The organism is Corallococcus exiguus (genome assembly GCF_009909105.1).
Classification (GTDB): Bacteria; Myxococcota; Myxococcia; order Myxococcales; family Myxococcaceae; genus Corallococcus; species Corallococcus exiguus.
Map to the genome: position 1 here is coordinate 220853 of NZ_JAAAPK010000012.1, position 18333 is coordinate 239185.

Annotated in this window: 17 protein-coding genes; 9 read left to right on the forward strand and 8 right to left on the reverse strand. The window is 69.3% G+C overall.

Annotated elements, in window-relative coordinates; genetic code table 11:
* Positions 1 to 13: 13 nt before the first annotated feature.
* Positions 14 to 727, reverse strand: coding sequence for a DUF429 domain-containing protein (locus GTZ93_RS35455; protein ID WP_139923458.1), 714 nt, complete (start codon positions 725 to 727; stop codon positions 14 to 16).
* Between the two features lie 78 nt (positions 728 to 805).
* Between GTZ93_RS35455 and GTZ93_RS35460 the strand changes: the two genes are divergently transcribed.
* Positions 806 to 1825, forward strand: coding sequence for an aldo/keto reductase (locus GTZ93_RS35460; protein ID WP_139923460.1), 1020 nt, complete (start codon positions 806 to 808; stop codon positions 1823 to 1825).
* 429 nt (positions 1826 to 2254) lie between these two features.
* Here the strand turns inward: GTZ93_RS35460 and GTZ93_RS35465 are convergent, their stop codons facing one another.
* Both GTZ93_RS35465 and GTZ93_RS35470 read right to left on the reverse strand, forming a co-directional pair.
* Positions 2255 to 2977, reverse strand: coding sequence for a head GIN domain-containing protein (locus tag GTZ93_RS35465; RefSeq protein WP_139923462.1), 723 nt, complete (start codon positions 2975 to 2977; stop codon positions 2255 to 2257).
* Positions 2978 to 3098: 121 nt separating this feature from the next.
* A complete protein-coding gene (locus GTZ93_RS35470; protein ID WP_161663249.1) occupies positions 3099 to 6059 on the reverse strand; it encodes a serine/threonine-protein kinase in 2961 nt (986 codons plus the stop codon).
* A gap of 249 nt (positions 6060 to 6308) precedes the next feature.
* On the opposite strand from GTZ93_RS35470, the gene GTZ93_RS35475 reads away from it, so the two are divergent.
* The 6 genes from GTZ93_RS35475 (at position 6309) to GTZ93_RS35500 (ending at position 10902) form a co-directional block, all read left to right on the forward strand.
* Positions 6309 to 7322: a hypothetical protein gene (locus GTZ93_RS35475; RefSeq protein ID WP_315967408.1), complete on the forward strand. Its 1014-nt coding sequence runs from the start codon at positions 6309 to 6311 to the stop codon at positions 7320 to 7322.
* 35 nt (positions 7323 to 7357) lie between these two features.
* A complete protein-coding gene (locus GTZ93_RS35480) occupies positions 7358 to 9256 on the forward strand; it encodes a ribonuclease R family protein (protein ID WP_139919362.1) in 1899 nt (632 codons plus the stop codon).
* 2 nt (positions 9257 to 9258) lie between these two features.
* On the forward strand, positions 9259 to 9708 hold the full coding sequence (locus GTZ93_RS35485) for a hypothetical protein (RefSeq protein WP_120578698.1): 450 nt from the start codon (positions 9259 to 9261) through the stop codon (positions 9706 to 9708).
* Positions 9709 to 9966: 258 nt separating this feature from the next.
* The gene (locus tag GTZ93_RS35490) at positions 9967 to 10284 is read left to right on the forward strand and encodes a hypothetical protein (RefSeq protein WP_139919361.1); all 318 of its coding nucleotides are present in this window, start codon (positions 9967 to 9969) and stop codon (positions 10282 to 10284) included.
* Positions 10277 to 10621 (forward strand): hypothetical protein, encoded by a 345-nt coding sequence (locus tag GTZ93_RS35495; protein WP_139919360.1) that lies wholly within the window; start codon positions 10277 to 10279, stop codon positions 10619 to 10621. Before GTZ93_RS35490 ends, GTZ93_RS35495 begins: the two co-directional genes overlap by 8 nt.
* Before the next feature lie 2 nt (positions 10622 to 10623).
* Positions 10624 to 10902: a hypothetical protein gene (locus GTZ93_RS35500; RefSeq protein ID WP_121754772.1), complete on the forward strand. Its 279-nt coding sequence runs from the start codon at positions 10624 to 10626 to the stop codon at positions 10900 to 10902.
* 209 nt (positions 10903 to 11111) lie between these two features.
* Here the strand turns inward: GTZ93_RS35500 and GTZ93_RS35505 are convergent, their stop codons facing one another.
* Together GTZ93_RS35505 and GTZ93_RS35510 are read right to left on the reverse strand one after the other, a co-directional pair.
* Positions 11112 to 11849 (reverse strand): hypothetical protein, encoded by a 738-nt coding sequence (locus tag GTZ93_RS35505; protein WP_139919359.1) that lies wholly within the window; start codon positions 11847 to 11849, stop codon positions 11112 to 11114.
* A 39-nt stretch (positions 11850 to 11888) separates the two neighbouring features.
* A complete protein-coding gene (locus GTZ93_RS35510) occupies positions 11889 to 12380 on the reverse strand; it encodes a YkgJ family cysteine cluster protein (RefSeq protein WP_120578693.1) in 492 nt (163 codons plus the stop codon).
* Between the two features lie 423 nt (positions 12381 to 12803).
* Here GTZ93_RS35510 and GTZ93_RS35515 point away from each other — a divergent pair, with 423 nt between their 5' ends.
* The gene (locus tag GTZ93_RS35515) at positions 12804 to 14846 is read left to right on the forward strand and encodes a PilZ domain-containing protein (protein ID WP_139919358.1); all 2043 of its coding nucleotides are present in this window, start codon (positions 12804 to 12806) and stop codon (positions 14844 to 14846) included.
* 21 nt (positions 14847 to 14867) lie between these two features.
* Here GTZ93_RS35515 and GTZ93_RS35520 read toward each other — a convergent pair whose 3' ends face one another.
* Positions 14868 to 15848, reverse strand: a complete 981-nt coding sequence (locus GTZ93_RS35520; RefSeq protein ID WP_139919357.1) for an NYN domain-containing protein — start codon at positions 15846 to 15848, stop codon at positions 14868 to 14870.
* A gap of 204 nt (positions 15849 to 16052) precedes the next feature.
* On the opposite strand from GTZ93_RS35520, the gene GTZ93_RS35525 reads away from it, so the two are divergent.
* Entirely contained in the window at positions 16053 to 16484 is a 432-nt protein-coding gene (locus GTZ93_RS35525) for a hypothetical protein (RefSeq protein ID WP_139919356.1), read from the forward strand.
* Here GTZ93_RS35525 and GTZ93_RS35530 read toward each other — a convergent pair.
* Together GTZ93_RS35530 and GTZ93_RS35535 are read right to left on the reverse strand one after the other, a co-directional pair.
* Positions 16481 to 17500 carry an ABC transporter substrate-binding protein gene (locus GTZ93_RS35530; protein ID WP_139919355.1) on the reverse strand — a complete coding sequence of 340 codons (1020 nt, stop codon included), beginning with the start codon at positions 17498 to 17500 and terminating at the stop codon, positions 16481 to 16483. The two genes, GTZ93_RS35525 and GTZ93_RS35530, sit on opposite strands and share 4 nt — an antisense overlap.
* A 68-nt stretch (positions 17501 to 17568) precedes the next feature.
* A complete protein-coding gene (locus tag GTZ93_RS35535) occupies positions 17569 to 18330 on the reverse strand; it encodes an ABC transporter permease (RefSeq protein ID WP_139919354.1) in 762 nt (253 codons plus the stop codon).
* Positions 18331 to 18333 lie beyond the last annotated feature (3 nt).

Consider the following 18333-nt stretch of genomic DNA (forward strand, 5'->3'; position numbering starts at 1 on the left):
TAGCAATAGCTGATTACAGTAGAGTCAGGTCCAGGATACGTCCCTCGCGCAATGTTCCATCCGCGTCACGCGTGAGGGGCAGGCCCACCGCGATGACGTCCCCGGGCCGGGTGCGTGTGAGCCACCCCAGCCAGGCGCAGAGCGCGGCATCCAGCTGGTCGTGCGTGCACGTTGCTGCGTCCTCGAAGCGCAGTCCGGATGCTTCCAGCAGGGCCTGTCTCCGGGCGCGTCCCTCCGGCGTGGCTTTTGCCCCCAACTTCTCCACAGCCAGCGCGCGCCAGGTGGCACCGGGGAAGGCTTCGAACAGGCGCGCGTGTGACAGCGACGGCGTGTCCAGGTCCAGCATGGGAACCCGGGCATGGGCCCGCAGCGCGGCGAACAGCAGCACGCTGCCGCGCACGAAGCCCGCGAAGGGCGCACCGGGCACGGGCAGCACGTCCGGGGTGCGGCCCGGGGCGCGCAGCTTCCGCTCCGCGTCCCGCACCTTCGCGCCGGGGTTCGCCAACGCCTGCGGCCCGTCCACCACCACCACGTCGCCGGGTCCCACGGCGAAGGCCTCCGCGAGCGCCTCCGGGTCCAGCCCGTGCCGCTCCCGTGCCGAGGGCCAGACGCGCTGGGAGAAGCGCACGCGGCCGTCACCGTCCACGATGGCCTCGTCCACGGGGCGTGGCGCGCGAGCGAAGGGGTCCGTCAGGTCCCAGCCCACGAAGCGGCGCGCGTCCGTCATCGTGTGCCTTCCTGCTGCGGGATTGCGCACCGGACGTTAAGAGGGGCCGCCTTCACTTCCACCCAAGGTGACACGCACATGCACTACCGTCCGCTGGGCCGCACCGGCCTGTTTGTCTCTGAACTGTGTTTCGGCGCCATGACCTTCGGTGGCGAGGGCTACTGGAAGAACATCGGGCAGCAGGGCCAGTCGGAGGCTGACGCGCTGGTGGGCCGGTGCCTGGACGCGGGCATCAACTTCTTCGACACCGCGAACGTGTATTCGTACGGGCAGTCGGAGGAGCTGCTCGGCAAGGCGTTGGCGGCGAAGCGTTCGCAGGTGGTGCTGGCCACCAAGGTGCGCGGCCGCATGGGCCCGGGCCAGAACGAGACAGGCCTGTCCCGCTACCACATCTTCGACTCCGTGCACGCGAGCCTGAAGCGCCTGGGCACGGACCACATCGACCTCCTGCAGATCCACGGCTACGACGTGGCCACGCCGCTGGAGGAGACGCTGCGCGCGCTGGACGACCTCGTGAGCCAGGGCAAGGTGCGCTACCTGGGCGCGTCCAACCTGGCCGCGTGGCAGCTGATGAAGGCGCTGGGCATTAGCGACCACCGCGGCCTGGCCCGCTTCGAATCGCTCCAGGCCTACTACTCCATCGCCGGCCGTGACCTGGAGCGCGAGCTGGTGCCGCTGATGAAGGACCAGCAGGTGGGCCTGATGGTGTGGAGCCCGCTCGCGGGAGGCTTCCTCTCCGGCAAGTACCGCCGCAACGCCGAAGGCCCCGAGGGCGCCCGCCGCACCACCTTCGACTTCCCGCCCGTGGACCGCGAGCGCGCGTACAACGCCATCGACGTGATGGATGAGGTCGCGAAGGAGACGGGCACCACCGTGGCGCGCGTGGCGCTCGCGTGGCTGCTGCACCAGCCGCACGTCACCACCGTCATCCTCGGCGCGAAGACGCAGGCCCAACTCGAGGACAACCTGGCCGCGTCCGAGCTGCGCCTCAGCGCCGAGCAACTCTCGAAGCTGGACGCCGTCTCCAAGCTGCCCCCCGAGTACCCGGGTTGGATGGTGGAGCGTCAGAACGCGGACCGCTTCCCGCCGGCCCGCTGAGCGGTTGCTCGCGGAGTCCCACGCATGCGGAGTTTTCCATCATCGCTGGATGGACCCGACCTGACGCGTCTGAACGACGCACCGTGTGAGCGCGGTGCTTTCGTATTTACAGTCCGTCGGGGACGGCAGGCGTGGCGGGACGCGGGTTCCCCTGCGAGTCGTGTGGCGAAAGCGACGCTGGGTGTTTGGGATTGGGACGGGTTCCCGATATCTTGGGGACTGCGAAGCGTTCGGTCACTCGAGCGCGTTCCATGGGGCCCACGCGCCTGTCCGACGGCACTCCGGTGTGGTCGGCATCCACGTGGAAGGTAGGACGGTCGCCCGGATGACCTTGGAGGTCCGGTGTGCGGCGTCTCTTTTGCTTCGTGGGGGGCCTGTCCGGGCCCCGGGAACACCCCGGGGCCCGGCTAACCTTTCCCGGTACCGCTGCTAGTTCGAGGCGTCGAGGCGCGAACCGCCGCTGACGTCCACGTTGGAGTTCTGGGGCCGCTTCGACAGGCGGATGATGCTGCCGCCGGAGGCGTCACCGGAGACGCTGGTGGGGGCATCGGCCTCCACGATGGAGCCGCCGCTGGCCTCCACCTTCAGGTCGGTGATGCCCTGGAGCTTCTGGGCATGCACCTGCGCGCCGCCACTGGCCTCGGCCTCCAGCTGCGTCGCGCGGCCGCTCAGGGTGATTTCGGAGCCGCCGCTGGACTCGGCCTCCACCTTCTTGGCGTCCACGCCGCGCACGGTGAGCACCGAGCCACCGCTGGCCTCGGCGTCGAACTCGCCGGACGCGGTGACGTCCGCGTTCATGCGGCTGCCGCCGCTGGCCTCCAGGGAGTCGATGCGGGGCGAGGACACGATGAGCTTCACCTTGCCGTTGAGGCCGCTCCAGCCCTTGCGCTCCACGCGCGTGGTGAGGATGCCGTCCTCCACCTCCAACTGAAGGCGGGAGAGGTTTTCAGGGGAGCCCTCCAGGCGGACGGACTTGGGGCCCACCTTCACCTCCGCGTGCATGCCGTGACCCACGGAGACGCCGTGGAAGTCCTCCACCTGGCGCGTCTCACCGGCGCCCTGGGAGGGCCGGGTCGCGTCCTCCGCGTGGGCGGTGCAGGCGGAGGTGACGAGACAGCAGGCGGCGAGCAGGGACAGCGAGGACATCCTCATGGGCGGCTCCGGGCGAGGCGCGAGGACGTAGGAGCACGTCCCGGCGGAATGCCTCGGGTACGGAGGACCCCAGCGGATGATTGCGTGGCGAGGCGCGAACTTGTCCGACAGCCGGACAGGTTCAGGGATTGTCCAGCATCTCCAGGGGGACCCGGACGGAGGTGACGTCGTCGGGTTTGATCTCCACGAGGAGCCTCAAGGGGCGGCCGGTGCCGTCCATGAGCTTCAGGGTGTGCCTGCCCACCGGGAGGGCGACCTTGTTGAGGGGGGTCTCGCCCAGGGAACGGCCGGCCAGGGACACGCGGGCGGAAGGTTCCGTGACCAGGGTGAGGAATCCCTGGGGCGCGGCCGCTTCGGTGGCGCCGTCATCCGGGGCAGGGAGGTCGGCATCCGAGTCGTCGACGGGCGCGGCGGTGCGGGACTTGCCGCGGACCGGAGTGGCCGTCGGGTCGCTGGCGTCGCGCTTGCCGGTCTTGCGGACAGGGGTGCGCGTCTTCGCCTTCGGGGCCTGGGCGTCGTCGGTGGCGGTTTCGTTGCTGGGAGGAGGCGGGTCCGAGGGCGCCGTTTCCGTGGGAGTCGCGGGGTCGGCGGGAGGCGTGACCTGGGCGACCTCGGTGGAGGGTTCCGGCGAGGCGGGCTCTGTGGGGGCGGGCTTCTGGGCCCCGGGCTCGGAAGGGGGCGGTGGAGAAGTTGTGGATGAGTTCGTGTCCGGCTTGCGCGAGAGCACGGAGCTCCACAGCGCGGACACGCGGCCGCCGTCGAGTCCCAGGGCGACGGTGGTGCCGAGCCCCGCGATGGCGAGGAACACGATGCCGGCCGTGATGAGCCCGCCCTTGCCTCGGCGGGGGGCGGGGGCATCGGCGAGGAAGTCGTGCGGTTCGGTGGGGCGGCCGGAGGCGCGCGCCGGGGTGGAGCGTGCGGGAGGCGAGGACTGCTTGCGGCGGGAGGACGGGGAGCGGCGGACCGCGGGCGTCTTCTCGGGGGCCTCTTCGGGAGGCTTGGACGGCACGCGGGAGATGGCCGTCTCGCTGTCGTTCAGCAGGGCCTGCGGCGCGGTGTGGGGCTGGGTGACGCGGAGGCTGTCCTGTGTGGCGGACCGTGAGGGCCGGGGACGGGAGTCCTCGGAGCTGGTGTTCGAGGCGTCGCGAGGAGGACGGGGACGGGAGTCTTCCGCACCGTTGTGCGAAGCATCGCGGCCAGACCGGGCACGTGCATCGTCGGTGGACCCATTCGCGGAATCACGAGGAGGACGGGGACGGGAATCCTCAGTGGACCCATTCGCCGCATCCCGCGCGGAGCGGGACCGCGCATCCTCACCGGACGCGCTGAAGGCTTCACGCGGCGGTTTGGGCCGAGCCTCCTCGGGAGGCGCGTTGAGGGCTTCACGCGGCGGACGGGGCCGCGAGTCCTCGGCGGATCCATGGGCCGCATCACGTCCGGCGCGCGGACGCGGCTCCTCGGAGCCGTTGGCGGAGCGCTGCCGTGCATCGTCCGAGGCTCCAGACCGGGCACGGCCTTCCTCGGACTCCCGTCCACCCCGGGCGCGAGGCTCGTTGGGCGGCGGCACGAAGGCCGGAGGCTCCTTCGCATGGCGCGCCTTCGGTTCCTCGGGAGGCTGCGTGCCCATGCGCGACAGGGGCGTGAGGATGGTCTCCCCCTCGGCATAACCGGGGGACGCCGTCACGGGCGCCGTGATGCGCAGCGATGAATCCAGCATCACCGGAGGCAGGGCTGGCTGGGTGCGCACGCCCGGTTCGGAATCCTCGGGCTGCGCGGACATCTCATTCGTGGGCGGAGGCGGCCGGAACGGCTCCGTGGGAGGCGACACCCGGCGCGAGGGTGGCATCGCCGCGGGCTTGCGGACCGCCACCTCTTCCGTCGTGTTGCGGCGGCCCCCCGCGGCGGCAGCGGGAGCCGGCGGCGCCTTCGCCGGAGCGGGTGCCTTGGCGGGCGCCGCGGGCGCGCGAGGCGGCAGCGTGGAGGAGATCTGCGGCAGCGCACTCGCGGGCGGAAGCGTGGCCGGCTCCGGGACCTCTCCGCCCCGGGCGAGCACCTGCGCCACCTGCGTCTCGCTGGAGGTGCCGTCCCCGGTAGACTGCCCGCTCATGAGCAGCAGGCGGGTCTGGTCGCGGCGCTCGGTGAACAGCCGCAGCATCAACTCGCTGCTCTGTTCGGGGTGCCAGATGCGCGGTCCCACGGCGCGCTCGATGGCGCGAGCGAACTCCAGCGTGGTGCCGTAGCGGTCCTCGCGCCGTTTCGCGAGCGCCTTGAGGACGATGGCGTCCAGCTCCGGCGGCACTTCCTTGTTCACGCGCGAGGGCGGGGGCACATCGCCGCTCAGCACGGCGTTCATCATGGCTTCGGCGCTCTTCGCGTAGAAGAGGCGCATGCCGGTGAGGCACTCGTGCAGCACCACGCCCAGGCTGAACAGGTCACTGCGGGCGTCCAGCGGGTCGCCCATGATCTGTTCCGGGGACATGTAGCCGCTGGTGCCCTTCACCATGCCCACGGCGGTGCGGCCCGCGCGCGCCAGGCTCTTGGCGATGCCGAAGTCGAGCAGCTTGGTGACGCCTTCGTACGTCACCATGATGTTCTTCTCGGCGACGTCGCGGTGGACGACGGGCGAGGGCCGGCCCAGCGGGTCGGTGAAGCTGTGCGCGTAGTTGAGCGCCACGGCCGTGTCGCGCACGGCCATCAGGCTCAGGCCCATGGGGATGGGCTCATGGGCGGTGCGGCACGCGCGGGCCACCTCCACCAGCGTGGCGCCCGGGACGAACTCCATGGCGAGGAACAGCTCGCCGTCCGCCACGTCCAGGTCGTACACGTGGGCGATGTGCGGGTGGTTGAACGCGGCCGTGACCTTGGCCTCGTCCAGGAACATCCGGACGAACTCCTCCTCGCCGCGGATGTCGGGGAGGATCTGCTTCAGCACCACCATCTTGCGGAAGCCGGCCAGGCCCTTCTGGGCCGCGAGGAAAATCTCCGCCATCCCGCCTGTCGACAGGCGGCAGAGCACCTCGTACTTGCCCAGCACCCGGCCGCGGAACCCGTCCGGGGTGAGCGTCAGCGTCGTCCCAGCCATTGAAGGGGTCCGACTCTACACCGGGGCAGGCACCGGCGCGAAAGGCCCGGACCCCCGTTTCTGGCCGGATGCCAGGGTTTACGAGGATGAGCCTCCGTCCGGGCGAGGACAGGGTTTCTGGAACGGACGCGCGCGAACTGTCCGACACCGGAGGGGCCGCCCCTGGGGCGGACGGACCGCGGGGAGGGCGCCGCTACTGTGCGTGCCATGCGGCTGCGAGGGCGTCAGGCAGGGAGGTGGGGGCGGCGCGTGGGGGCGCTCCTGGGGGTGCTCATCGGGTGGGGTGGGGCGGAGGCGAAGAAGGGGCTCCACATGGAGTACGACCTGCAGACGCCGCTGTTCCTGGACCGCACGTACCTGTTCGTGTCGCCCAGCCGCATCCAGCGGCAGGGGGACCCGGACTCGCCCTTGCCGCTGGTCTTCGAGGGCCAGTTCGCGCCGAACCTCTTCCTGCCGCAGTTGAAGCTGGACGACTTCAAGGAGGACGGGCGGGAGACGCTGTTCTCGGCGGTGTTCACGCCGAACATCCGGCTGCGGATGGCGAACACGGACAGCAACCCCATCCTGCCGCCGTCGTACCTGATGAAGTTGACGCTCCAGGCGGCGCACCTGCGGCTCCTGCACGGCCCCGACAAGGACGCAGCGCCCCGGGTGCTGGCGCTGGGGTTGAACGTCATCGCGGGGCACTACTCCAACGGCGAGGACGGGTGCTTCTTCGCGAACCAGACGGGGACGGACCCGAACTGCGAGCCCGCGGAGGGCACGCTGCCGTTGAACGAAATCACGGGGAGCTTCTCCACGAACGTGCTGCGCTTCGAGCTGCACAGCAGGCTGGGGTTCGGAGTGGATTTGCACCGACTGAGTGCATGGCTGGTGGGGGCGAATGCCTTCTACGAATTGAACTCAGCCATTGGACCCGGAGGGATGAGCCCGGCGCAGCGCCACGTGTATGGGAATGGGCACTGGGGGGTGGGGCTGGTGGGGGAGCGCGAGGTGAACGGGAACCGCTTCCGGCTGGAGGGTTCGTTCTCGCATCCATTCGGTGAGACGCCGGCGCAGCGGGGAACGCTGAGCGTGGAGGTGGCGGCGAATCCGCGCTGGGCGTCCGGCTTCGGCGTGTTCGCCAGGTACGTGCGGGGGCAGGACTACTACAACATCCTCTTCCTGGAGCGCATCAGCCTCTGGCAGTTCGGGCTCGTGTTCGAGCTGAACCCGGGAGCGAGGTTGAAGACAGACAGTGGGAAGCCCCCTGGCTTCCAGTGACGTTCGTCCCGACGTGGGCTAAGCACGGCACCGACATGGACACCTCCGCTTCCCCGCGCACCGTCACCGGCCGCGTCGACGTGCATCCTCGTGGCTTCGGCTTCCTCACCGTGCAGGAGCCCGGCACTCCGGAGGTGCTGTCCGCCTTCATTCCTCCTCCGGACCTGAACCCCCTGTTCGCGGGTGACGTCGTCTCCGCCACCGTGACCGCGTCCGGCGAGGGCCGGTGGACCGCGTCTGGCCTGTCGCTCGTGGAGCGCACCCGCACCGTCGTCTACGGCGAGGTCGTGTCGCGCAAGGGCGCCTTCTTCCTGCGCATCGACAAGGAGGTCTCCAACACCGACTGGCCCCTGGACCCGGGCACCACCCCCGTCCAGCACAACGACGCCGTCGTCGCCCGCATCGCGGACGGAAAGGTCGTCCTCCTCTATCGCCTGGAGCCCGGCGCGGACCGTTCCCTGGAGCGGGTCATCGCCCGTCACGGCCTCCACCGGGACTTCCCCTCGGAGGTCGTCCAGGAAGCCCTCCGTGCGAAGGAGACCCCCCACGCCCTGGGCGGCGCCCGGCGCGACCTGCGCTCCATCCCCACCGTCACCGTGGATGCACCGTCCACCCGCGACATCGACGACGCCATCTCCGTGCTGCCCGCGGGCCCTGACGGCGCCTTGCGCCTGCTCGTGTCCATCGCGGACGTGAGCGAGTCCGTGAAAGAGAACACCCCCCTGGACCTGGAGGCCCGCGCCCGCGCCACCAGCGTCTACCTGGCGGGCCGCGTGCTCCCCATGCTCCCGGAGGAGCTATCCGCGCACTGGCTCAGCCTCGTGCCCAACGAGGAGCGCCACTGTCTCACCGTCGAATTGCGCATCGACCCGGACGGCCGTGTCACCGCCGCGGATGTCTATGAAAGCCTCATCCGCTCCTGGGCACGGCTGAACTACGACGAGGTCGCGGCCTTCCTCGATGACAACTCCATCTCCCCCGCCATGGAGCCCGTGCGCGAAGCCATGCCCTGGTTCCGACTGGCATCCGCGCGGCTCGCCGTGTCCCGAGGGGCTCGCGGCGGCATGGCCATGTCCCGCGACGAGGCGCGCTTCACCTTCGACACCGCCACGGGCGCCGTGTCCGGGCTCGCCGGGGAGAAGGACACCTCCGCGCACAACATGATTGAGCGCTTCATGGTCGCGGCCAACGAAGCCATCGCCACCTGGCTGATGACCCGTGGCGTGCCCACCGTGTATCGCGTGCATGAACAGCCGGATCCGCAGCGCGTGTCGGACGTGAACGCGTTCGCGTTGCACTCGGGGTTCGCGGCGGGCTTCGGCGCGCAGCTCACCCCGCTGGCCCTGGCCACGTTCGACCGGCAGATCTCCGGAGCGAAGGCGGAGGCCGCGCTGCGCTCCGTGCTGCGCCGGTCGCTGGGCCCGTCCCGCTACACCGTGAAGCCGGGCCCGCACTTCGGGCTCGCGGCGCCGCTGTACCTGCACTTCACGTCGCCCATCCGCCGGTACGCGGACCTCGCCGTGCACCGCCTCATCAAGGCGTACCTCCACGGCCGGCGCGACTTCGTGCACGAGGACCCGGAGATCGAATCGCTCTCCCAGCACATCAACGTGCGCGCCCGCTCCGCCAACCGCGCGGAGGTGGACCGCCACCACGAGTTGGAAGCGCGCTTCATGTCCACCCGCATCGGACAGCAGTTCCCCGCGCGCATCGTGCGAGTGAAGCCCTTCGGCCTCGTCGCGCAGCTGGATGGCATGTGGGTGGAGGGCATGGTGCCGGCGGAAGGACTCGCGGGCGGCCCCTACCGTCCGGACACGCGTGAGCTGTCCATGGTGGGCAAGACGCGGACCTTCACCGTGGGCATGCCCATCACCGTGAAGGTCGTCTCCACGGATGAGCAGTTGGGCCGGGTGGAGTTCGCCCTGGTCGAATAGCCATGGGCGCGATATCGGCCAAGGAGATCGACGGTTACGAATTCGATTGGCTCGCGAGCGACGTGGAGGGACACGTCGCCCTGCTGAGCACGGCGGGGGGAGGTTATGTGCCGTGCGAAGTCTTGCAGGACACGGACGCCCTGGATGCCGCCATCAACGCCATTCTCGTGTCCCCTGTCTCTTCAGAGGTGCGCTTCGCGCCGAGCGTGGCGGAGGGCTGCGAGAACACCTGGCGGATGATGGCGGAGCGGGGCGTGTTCGCTTTCGACGCGGATCCGTATGGGGGACCGTACAAGCGGGTGGCCATGCCCGAGCGACCCATCCGGGTCGGGGAGCTGGCTGAGGCCGCCAGACCGTTGGTGCGCCGGATGGCCCTCGAAGGTCTGCGGTTCTCCGAGCTCGAAAAGATCGACAACGACGTCCTGGTTCGACGGGACGGACCGAAACCCTGATTGAAAAGCATGAGCGAACCGACAGACCCTGGCTTTCATGGCACCTATACGTGGGAGGTGCTGGATGAAGGCCCCGGCGCACAGACCTCCCCACGGCATTTCTTCCCCGGGAACACCGCCGCAGGACAGGACGGCTTGCTGGTGCGTGTCACGCCAGCAGGCGGTGCACCCTGGCTGGGGATGTTCGCGTCCGGAAACGTGAAGGGTGCGGGAGTCAGCCGCGTCCTAGCAATGCCAAGCCCGGAGAAGCTCTGTGTCGTGTCACGAGGTGCGGGCTATCTCGTCACGGCCCGCGACCCCAGCACTTGGGAGCCAGTCCAGGTGGCGCCCGTGATGGACGTCCGCGCCGTGCCTGCGGCTGGAGTCGTGGTGTTCGCGGACTTCACCGAAATGGTGGCCTACGGCGCGGAAGGCCTGCGGTGGCGGACGAAGCGGCTGTCATGGGATGGCTTGAAGATCGTCCAGGTGACGGAGCGCTCCATCATCGGTGAGTACTGGGACATGCGGACGGAGGTGACGCAGACGTTCGAGGTCGACCTCGCCACGGGAGCGCAGAAGGGCGGCGTGGATGAGTGACGTGTTCTCGATTCCTGACGAGCTTGAGCTTCTTGAGTTCTTCAGCGCGGAAGCGGTCGAACGGTCCGTCGAAGATGGCTACTGGTGCTACGAAGTCTCGGACCGCCGTGGCGTCAGGCTGCGGTTCTCATTCAATCTCTTCGAGCGGTCGGTGCAAACCGCTCTCCAGGTCATGGACCTGCCGCTGATCACTGTCTCCCATGAAGGGGCAGAATCAATGACAGTCTCGGGCAAGACCATGACATGTCGCTTCTTGTATCAAGGAAGTGATGCCCGGCTGGTGCTGCGCCTGGATGATTCAATCAACCTGGATTGGTCAAGTCTTCGGAAATACTGAACATGGATTACGACGCCGTCATTGCTTCACTCCGCCCGGACGTCCAGCGTGGCCTCTCCGTGGAGGATACAGTCGTGGCGCTCCATGACGCAGGCCTGCCTCTAGCCAAGAGCATCATGGGGCTGGCGCAGCTCCATGGCCTGCCCTTCGGTGATGCGAAGTTCATCGCCGCGGGCCACCCTGTCTGGCGCGGCATCGTCAAGGCGGCGGAACCGCTGCACGATGACCTGGAGGCCTACGCGGAGAAGATGAAGGGGAGCGGTAATCCCGATGATCTCTGAGACGAGCAAGGCCTGGATTCAAGCCGGGAAGATCCTCGCGGGGAATCCAGCGGCCCAGGTCCGCTGCCCGGAGAAGGCAGACGGCTTCCTCACCGTTCAAGATATGACCGCTCCAACAGACCCGACACGGTTCGAGCGGTATCTGGTCTGCGACGTCTGCGGAGCACGCAACATCCTCCTCATGCGTGCTTCGCCCGGGACGGAGTAGCTCACCCCGCCAGCGGCAACCCGTCCGTGGACTCCACCAGGATGTTGCCGGGCACCCAGCCCAGCAGCCCGGTGGACGACCTCACCAGGTACAGGACCTCCCCCTTCGCGGGGACGCTCGCGGCCAGCACCGTCACCTTGGAGCCCTGCGCCGTCGTGGCCAGCACCGCGGAACCGGTGCGGCTCTGCGTCAGCGGGAAGGACTTCTTCACCGTGGCCGTGACCTCCTTCCCGGGCTCGGCCGTCACCGCGTACAGCTCCTGCGGCACGTGCACCAGCTTCCACGCCTTGCGGTCCAGGGTGTACTTGTCCCGCTTCTGCCAGAACCCCATCCACCTATCGACCAGGACGATGCCGTTGCCCTTCGCCTCGGTCAGCGCGTGCACGTCTCCCAACAGCTTCACTGCCTTGCCGTCGTAGCCGTAGACGAAGTAGCGGTGACCGTCGTCCAGCTCCCCCAGCGTCTGGACCAGCAGCTCCTTCCACTTGTCGCCCGTGTCCAGGTCCACCACCTGGAAGCCCGGCACTTCGTTGCCGGCCGCGTCGCCCTTCAACGTCGCGCCGCCCACCTTCAAGGTGAACTTCCCGTCCTCCCCCGCCGTGAGCGACACCGCCTCCGGCTTGCCGTCCCCGTCCAGGTCCACCTGAGTGGACTTCACGAACTCACTGCTCTGCGCGGAGGCTGGCGCACCAGCGAACAGCACGGCGGACGACAACACGGCCAGCAGGGACGTCTTCACGGGAGCAGGACCTCCGTCGGAGAACAGGACCTCGCCACGCTAGCCGCCCGAGCGGCGGAAGCGCCCCCGGAAGTGCTGGTCCAGGTACACCTCCGCGTGCGCCAGGGATTCTCGTGTCTCGGGAGCCAGGGTCAGCGAGGCCGCGGCCACCCGGGCCTGACGCATCGCGGGACCCCTTCCGCCCTCAGCGGAACCTACACCGCGCACCACCGCGTCCACCTTCGCATGCGCGGTATCCACGACGCCCTTTGCCTCCTCCAGGGACACCTCTCCCTCCGCCAGCGCGTTGAACAGCTGGCAGCGGTAGCGACGGCAGGCCTCGGGGCGCTCCTCGTACACGGTGCAGCACAGACCCTCCAGGGCGGCGCAGCGCTGGGGCAACACCTCCGTGCCGTCCTCCTTCACGGACAGCGACAGGCCGCGCTGGCGCAGGGCTTCCGCCTCGGGGGGCCGCAGCGGCACCTGGGTGAAGAGGGTGCCGTCACAGCACATGCCGCAGTGGAGACAGAGGGTGGACAGGGCGGAGGACATGGCGTGCTCCCGGGATAACGCCTCGCGGGGAGCCGAGTCATCCCCGACGTGTGTCGCCCCGGCCTCCGTCCCTCCAAGGCAATCCATGTCTCACCAGTAGACATGCGACATGTCCCTTGTGTTCCATGTGTCGGAATCACCCTGTGTTTCCGGGGTCCGCGCGACCCGAGGGGAGGGACAGGTCCGCACCTGTCTTGGAAGGTGATGCGCCTGTCCGTGAAGGAAATCCCCGACTCGTGAGAAACCAATTCGCGACAGTCCAATGCGTGGCCGCTGCACCGGCCCGAAGGTCTCAGTGCAGAAGGGATGAATGATCTCCACTCTGTGGGAATCCGAGTTCCCCGGGTCACGCGTAACTGGGGACAACACAGTTTCTTCGGACGTCGTAGGATCATGCCCCGTAGGACATCAGGGAGCCCCCGCATGCACACTGACACTCACGACGCGCCGGCCGGCCGCGAAGCCCTCCTCGGATACCGGATGGGAACCGAGCTCAGCGCGGCGGCCTCGTTTGGAGCGGACTTCTCTCCCGGACGTCTGGTGCAACTGTCCCTGGAGCATCTGACGCTCCGCCTGGAGTCGCGCGCGGTGCCCCGCAAGGGACAGGCCGCGTCCGTGGTGGTGGGTGAAGGCGAGCGGTGGGCCACCGCCCTGGACGCGGAAGTGATTGGCGTCAACTCCATGCGCCCGGAGGTGAGCCTGCGCTTCGTCGCGCCGCCGCTGGACGCGGGCCGACGCATCGTGGGCCTGTTGGAGTCGCTGCGTGACAACGGCCTGCTGCTCACGCCGGAGACGCGGCCGGTGTGGCGCGAGCAGATCGACCACGCGGACCGCGTCGCGCGCATCTGTGAAGCGCTCGCGTCCCGTCAGGCCCGCGGCGTGCTGCGCTCGCGTGATGGCCAGACCGTGGCGGAGGTCACCTGCGCCTTCTTCGAGCCGCTCCAGGACGCGTTCGGCTGGCAGCTGCACGGGACGCTTCCCCCGGGGCCCCTCACCCTGGAGGCGTTCGGCTACTCCAGCGTGGTGCACTTCCAGATGGACGCCGCGCGCGTGGAGGATGGCCTGCTGCTGATGCCGGCGCCCACGTCGCTGGTGCGCTTCCGCCACCGCTGGCTGCGCCGCACGCAGGCCCACGCGTCCTGCACGGTGGAGTTCGACCATCCGCTCTGGCCCCAGGTGCACGTGCACCGCGGCCTGCTGGATGTCTCCTACGAAGGCCTGTCCTTCCTCACCGAGCCCGGCGAGGACCTGATGTACCCGGGCCTGCGCCTGCCGGTGATGGAGGTCGGGCTGGAGGGCCACGCGCCGGTGCGCCTGCGCGCGGAGGTGCGCAACATCTCCAGCACGCCCAACGGCCGCCGCTGCGGCGTGAGCGTCCGGCCCCTGGACGCCGAAGGGGCCCGCGCGTGGCGCGCGCTGGTGGAGGCCCAGGCCCACCCCACCACCAAGGTGGAGGGCGACTGGAACGACGCCACCTGGAAGCTCTTCGAGCGCTCCGGCTACTTCCGCCTCCCGGGCAAGGAGCCGGAGAAGTTCACCAGCCTGCGCGACCAGTTCTCCCGCACGCAGGACAAGCTCCAGGAGGCGCCGCTGCTGGGCTACCGCGTGGTGCGCCCCGCGGAGGACGGCATGGAGGCCACGCTCTCCGTGCTCAAGCCCTACGCGGGCAGCTGGATGGCGCACCAGCTGGCGCGGCACCAGCCCCCGGGCAGCCGCTCCACCGCTCGCGAGGCCCTGCGCGACATCTACCTGCGCGGCTACGAGCCCACCCAGGTGGACCCGGAGGTGAAGTGGTTCTTCGCCTACTGCGAGGCGAACGTGCGCTGGGTGCGCTACACGAAGTTCGACTTCGCCACCTGGTACGCGCACACCGGCCAGACGTGCCTGGTGCCCTTCCGCCTGATGGAGGGCGAGGTGGACAGCGCCTGGACGCAGCCCGCGAACATCGCCCTGGGCGCACCCACCCAGGAGGAGCGCGCCAGCTTCTTCGCCCGCGTGGCCGACACCCGCCCGGAGGCTTACAGAGAAGCGCTGGACCTGGTGCCGGAGCGCTTCGACCTGGAGACCACGCGCACCGGCTGGGGTGACGCGGGCCTGTCCCGCGAGCGTGAGCTGGTGGTGGCCCGTCATGAAGGCCGCGCCGTGGCCTTCGCGGTGTTCGAGTCCGCGCAGCCGGGCCTCAACCTCTTCAACGTCCTGGACGGCGTGCGCCTGGTGCCGCTGGAGGACGACGCGCGGCCGGAGGTGCAGGACGCGTTCGTGGCGCTGCTGGGCCGCGCGGCGGAGTGGTACCGCGCGCGCGACCGCAAGGTGTTCGTCCACTACGTGGAGGCCACCTGCGTGGAGTACGCGGAGCGCGTGTCCCTGGCGGACCTGGGTGACGGCAAGCTGTGGGTGATGTCCGCCCGCCTGCTGCCGGAGTTCCTGGAGCACCTCTGCGAGTCCACCACGCCGCGCGCGACGTAGTGGACTCGAGGGCGGGGGGCCTTAGAGCCCCTCGTCGTCCGGGTCCGGGTAGGACTCCAGCTCCTCTTCTTCCTCCTCCACCGGGACGGGCGCCTTGGCGTGGCGCCCCTTGCCGCCCTTGGCTTCGCGCGGCGGAGCGCCGACGTCCGAGTCCGGGCCCACGATGTAGCCCTGGCGCCCCTGCTGGACGCGGCGCAGCAGGCCTTCCTGCTCCAGCGCCTCCAGCAGCCGCGCGAAGGTGGAGAAGCCGTGGTCGCGCTCGTCGAAGTCGGGCTCCTTGCGGACGATGGTCTCCTTGACGAGCGACGGGTTGAGCGGGCCGGTCGCGCGGCGCAGCAGGCTCTGCACCACCTCGCGCGCGACGGCGGGCACCTCCGCCTTGGGCTTGCCGCCCTTGGACTCGGCGGCTTCCTTGCCGCCCTTGTCGTGGCCCTTGTCGTGGCCCTTGCCGCCCCGCTTGCCGCCCTTGCCCTCGTCGGACTTGGAGCCCCGGCCGCCGTGGTCCTTGTCCTTGTGCGAGGACTCGCCCCGGTTCTTGGGCTTCATGTAGATGAACTGGTCGCACGCCCGCACGAACATCTGGGAGCTGGCCTCGCGCACGGCCAGGCCAATGACGGTGCGGCCGTTCTCACGCAGCTTGTACGCCAGGGGGCAGAAGTCGCTGTCGCCGGAGGCGATGACGAAGGTGTCAATCTGCTCGCGCGCGTAGCACAGCTCCAGCGCGTCGATGACCAGGCGCATGTCCGCGCTGTTCTTGCCAGCGCGGGTGGAGGGGGGCACGTCCACCAGCTCCACGCCCACGTCGTGCAGGCGCTGCTTCGCGTCTTCGAAGCGCGACCAGTTGCAGTACGCGCGGCGGAAGACGACCTTGCCCTGCTCCAGGAGCTGGTCCAGGGCGGGCTGCAGGTCGAAGTTGTTGGCGCTGATGCCGGTGTTGGTGACCAGGTTCTCGAAGTCGATGAAGAGGGCGATGCGGTGCTGCTCGTCGGTGCGTCCAGCCAAAGGTGCCTCGTATTCGTATGCGAGCGGTCCTTGGCTCGCGTGCGCGCCACCCTACTGTGGGGAAGCTGCCTCACGCACGGCCTGTGTTCCGCCGCTGAACATTCAGTGCTGCCCACCCTACGTTTAGGCCTGAGCCCGGGGGCAGCGCCCCCGTGCCACGGAGGTGTCACCATGATGCACGGATTCACCAGACGTTGGCGAGCCATGGCGTGGACCGCGCCGACGCTCGGTCTCTTGTTGTGCGCAGGCCCCGCGCTGGCGAGTGAGCCTACGGTCACCAAGGACGGCGACCAGGCCGGGCAGATGGTGGCGAATTACACCAATCCTGCGAGCAGCAGCCCGTCGAACGTTCCGAGCACCATCCCCACCCTGACGCCGAACATCGTCGCCCCGGGCCAGGCCGTGCGGCAAATCACCCCGGACCCGGACAAGATGCGCCAGGTCAGCGGACCCGTGGTGAAGCGGTCCGGGTTGATTCTGTATGTGCGGGACGTGACCGGGCCGGTGGTGCCACTGGATATGAGCAACCTGACCATCTACAAGCCACCGCTCAAGGGGCAGCAGGTCCTGGCCCTCTACCAGGTGGACGAGACGGACAACGTGGCCCTGTCCCTCCAGGGGGAGAAGCTGGACTAGTTCGGCTTCGCGCCGCCGCCCCGCACCTCGTCCAGGACGCTCAGGTCCACGAGCCCCGCGACGTCGTCACTGGGGATGAAGCCCAGTGACTTCGCGTGCTCGGCGGACGTCTTCAGCGCGGCGGGCACCGGGTCCAGGCTCGGCTCCAGGCGGGAGAACGCGTCCTGGAGCACGGGCGCCGGCAGGGGCTTGCGCGTGAGCTGGCCGAAGGCGGCGTTGACGGACGTGGCGAAGGCCGCGGGGTCCGCGCGCCAGCGCTCGGTGAGCCGCACGTGGATGCCCAGGAGCGCCGCGATGCGCGGGCGCTGCGTCTCCAGCACCTTCTTCGTCGTCACCACCACCGTGGTGGGGAAGCGCTTGTCCGGCCAGAGGTCGCGCTCGTCCACCAGGATGTGACCGCCCCCTTCGGCGAGCATGCGCGCGCCCCAGGGCTCGGGCACCCACGCGCCCTCGATGGCGCCCTGGAGGTACTGGGCCAGGATGTCCGGGTTGCTGATGGGAATCACCTGCACGTCGCCGCCCGCGTCCGTGGAGATGCTCAGCTTCTGGGCCTTCAGCCAGTGGCGCAGGGCGATGTCCTGTGTGTTGCCCAGCTGCGGCGTCGCCAGCTTCTTGCCCTTGAGCTCCGCGGCCGTCTTCACGTTCTTCACCACCAGCACCGCGCCGCCGTTCACCGCGCCCGCGATGATGCGCAGCTCCTTGCCGGCCTTGAGGTACGTGTTGATGGCGGGGCCCGGGCCCACGTAGGCCACGTCCACGGAGCCCGCCACCAGCGCCTCCATGGCCGCGGGGCCCGCGTTGAACTGCCGCACCTCCACGTGGCCCATGCCGGGCTGAGAGCCGAAGAGCCCCTCCGCGTTCGCCACCAACGCCTGCGCGTGCGTGATGTTGGGGAAGAAGGCCACGCGCAGGGGAGCGTTGGCGCCAGAGGGCGTGTCCTTCTTGCAGGACGTGACACCCGTCAGGAGGAGGACGCAGACACCGAGGAGCAGGGACAGCGGACGCGCGGAAGACATGGTGCGTCACGCTACTGGAGATTCCCCGCCTGTTATCAATGCCCGCGAGTGCACAAGCGTCTTGAGGCTCACACGGACGCCGTCAGGCCCCACCTGCGCCTGAGGCGCGTCTCCACCGTCTGGAAGAGGACGCGATCCACCGTGATGCCGATGAGGATGATGGCCAGCATCACCGCCATCACCTGGGACACGTCCATCAGCTCGCGGCCCATGGTGAGCAGCTGGCCCAGGCCGCCGGAGACGAAGAGCAGCTCGCCCGCGAGCAGCGCGCGCCACGCGAAGCTCCACCCCAGCTTGAGGCCGGTGACGATGCCGGGCAGCGCGCCAGGCAGGAGCACGCCGAAGTAGAAGCGCAGGCCCCGCACGCCCAGGGTGCTGGCCACGCGGGACAGCTGCGGATCCAGGCCGTTGACCGCGTCCTCGGTGGCGATGGCGATGCCCAGCACGCTGCCCATCACCACCACGAAGAGGATGGCGCTGTCGTTGAGGCCGAACCACAACAGGGCCAGGGGCAGCCAGCAGATGGAGGGCAGGGCCTGCAGGCCCATCACCACCGGCTTCACCGCGTTGCGGAAGAAGGACAGCCGCGCGATGCAGAGTCCCAGCGGGACGCCGATGCACACGGACATGAGATAGGCGTGCGTCAGCCGGCCCAGCGAACGCAACGTGGCGCCGCCCAGCTGTCCATCGCGGGCCATGGCGATGAGCGTTTGAATCACCTCCAGCGGCCCGGGGAACAGGTGCTTGTTCCACATGCCCGAGCGGGACAGCCCCTCCCAGAGCGCGAAGAGCAGCGCGATCATCCCCAGCTTCTGCGCCCATTTCAGCATGGC

What these genes read in the sequence shown, in the direction of transcription:
- GTZ93_RS35455 (WP_139923458.1), bottom strand. Translation starts at nt 727, where the DNA reads ATGACGGACGCGCGCCGCTTCGTGGGCTGGGACCTGACGGACCCCTTC.
- GTZ93_RS35460 (WP_139923460.1), top strand. Translation starts at nt 806, where the DNA reads ATGCACTACCGTCCGCTGGGCCGCACCGGCCTGTTTGTCTCTGAACTG.
- GTZ93_RS35465 (WP_139923462.1), bottom strand. Translation starts at nt 2,977, where the DNA reads ATGAGGATGTCCTCGCTGTCCCTGCTCGCCGCCTGCTGTCTCGTCACC.
- GTZ93_RS35470 (WP_161663249.1), bottom strand. Translation starts at nt 6,059, where the DNA reads ATGGCTGGGACGACGCTGACGCTCACCCCGGACGGGTTCCGCGGCCGG.
- GTZ93_RS35480 (WP_139919362.1), top strand. Translation starts at nt 7,358, where the DNA reads ATGGACACCTCCGCTTCCCCGCGCACCGTCACCGGCCGCGTCGACGTG.
- GTZ93_RS35485 (WP_120578698.1), top strand. Translation starts at nt 9,259, where the DNA reads ATGGGCGCGATATCGGCCAAGGAGATCGACGGTTACGAATTCGATTGG.
- GTZ93_RS35495 (WP_139919360.1), top strand. Translation starts at nt 10,277, where the DNA reads ATGAGTGACGTGTTCTCGATTCCTGACGAGCTTGAGCTTCTTGAGTTC.
- GTZ93_RS35500 (WP_121754772.1), top strand. Translation starts at nt 10,624, where the DNA reads ATGGATTACGACGCCGTCATTGCTTCACTCCGCCCGGACGTCCAGCGT.
- GTZ93_RS35510 (WP_120578693.1), bottom strand. Translation starts at nt 12,380, where the DNA reads ATGTCCTCCGCCCTGTCCACCCTCTGTCTCCACTGCGGCATGTGCTGT.
- GTZ93_RS35515 (WP_139919358.1), top strand. Translation starts at nt 12,804, where the DNA reads ATGCACACTGACACTCACGACGCGCCGGCCGGCCGCGAAGCCCTCCTC.
- GTZ93_RS35525 (WP_139919356.1), top strand. Translation starts at nt 16,053, where the DNA reads ATGGCGTGGACCGCGCCGACGCTCGGTCTCTTGTTGTGCGCAGGCCCC.
- GTZ93_RS35530 (WP_139919355.1), bottom strand. Translation starts at nt 17,500, where the DNA reads ATGTCTTCCGCGCGTCCGCTGTCCCTGCTCCTCGGTGTCTGCGTCCTC.
- GTZ93_RS35535 (WP_139919354.1), bottom strand. Translation starts at nt 18,330, where the DNA reads ATGCTGAAATGGGCGCAGAAGCTGGGGATGATCGCGCTGCTCTTCGCG.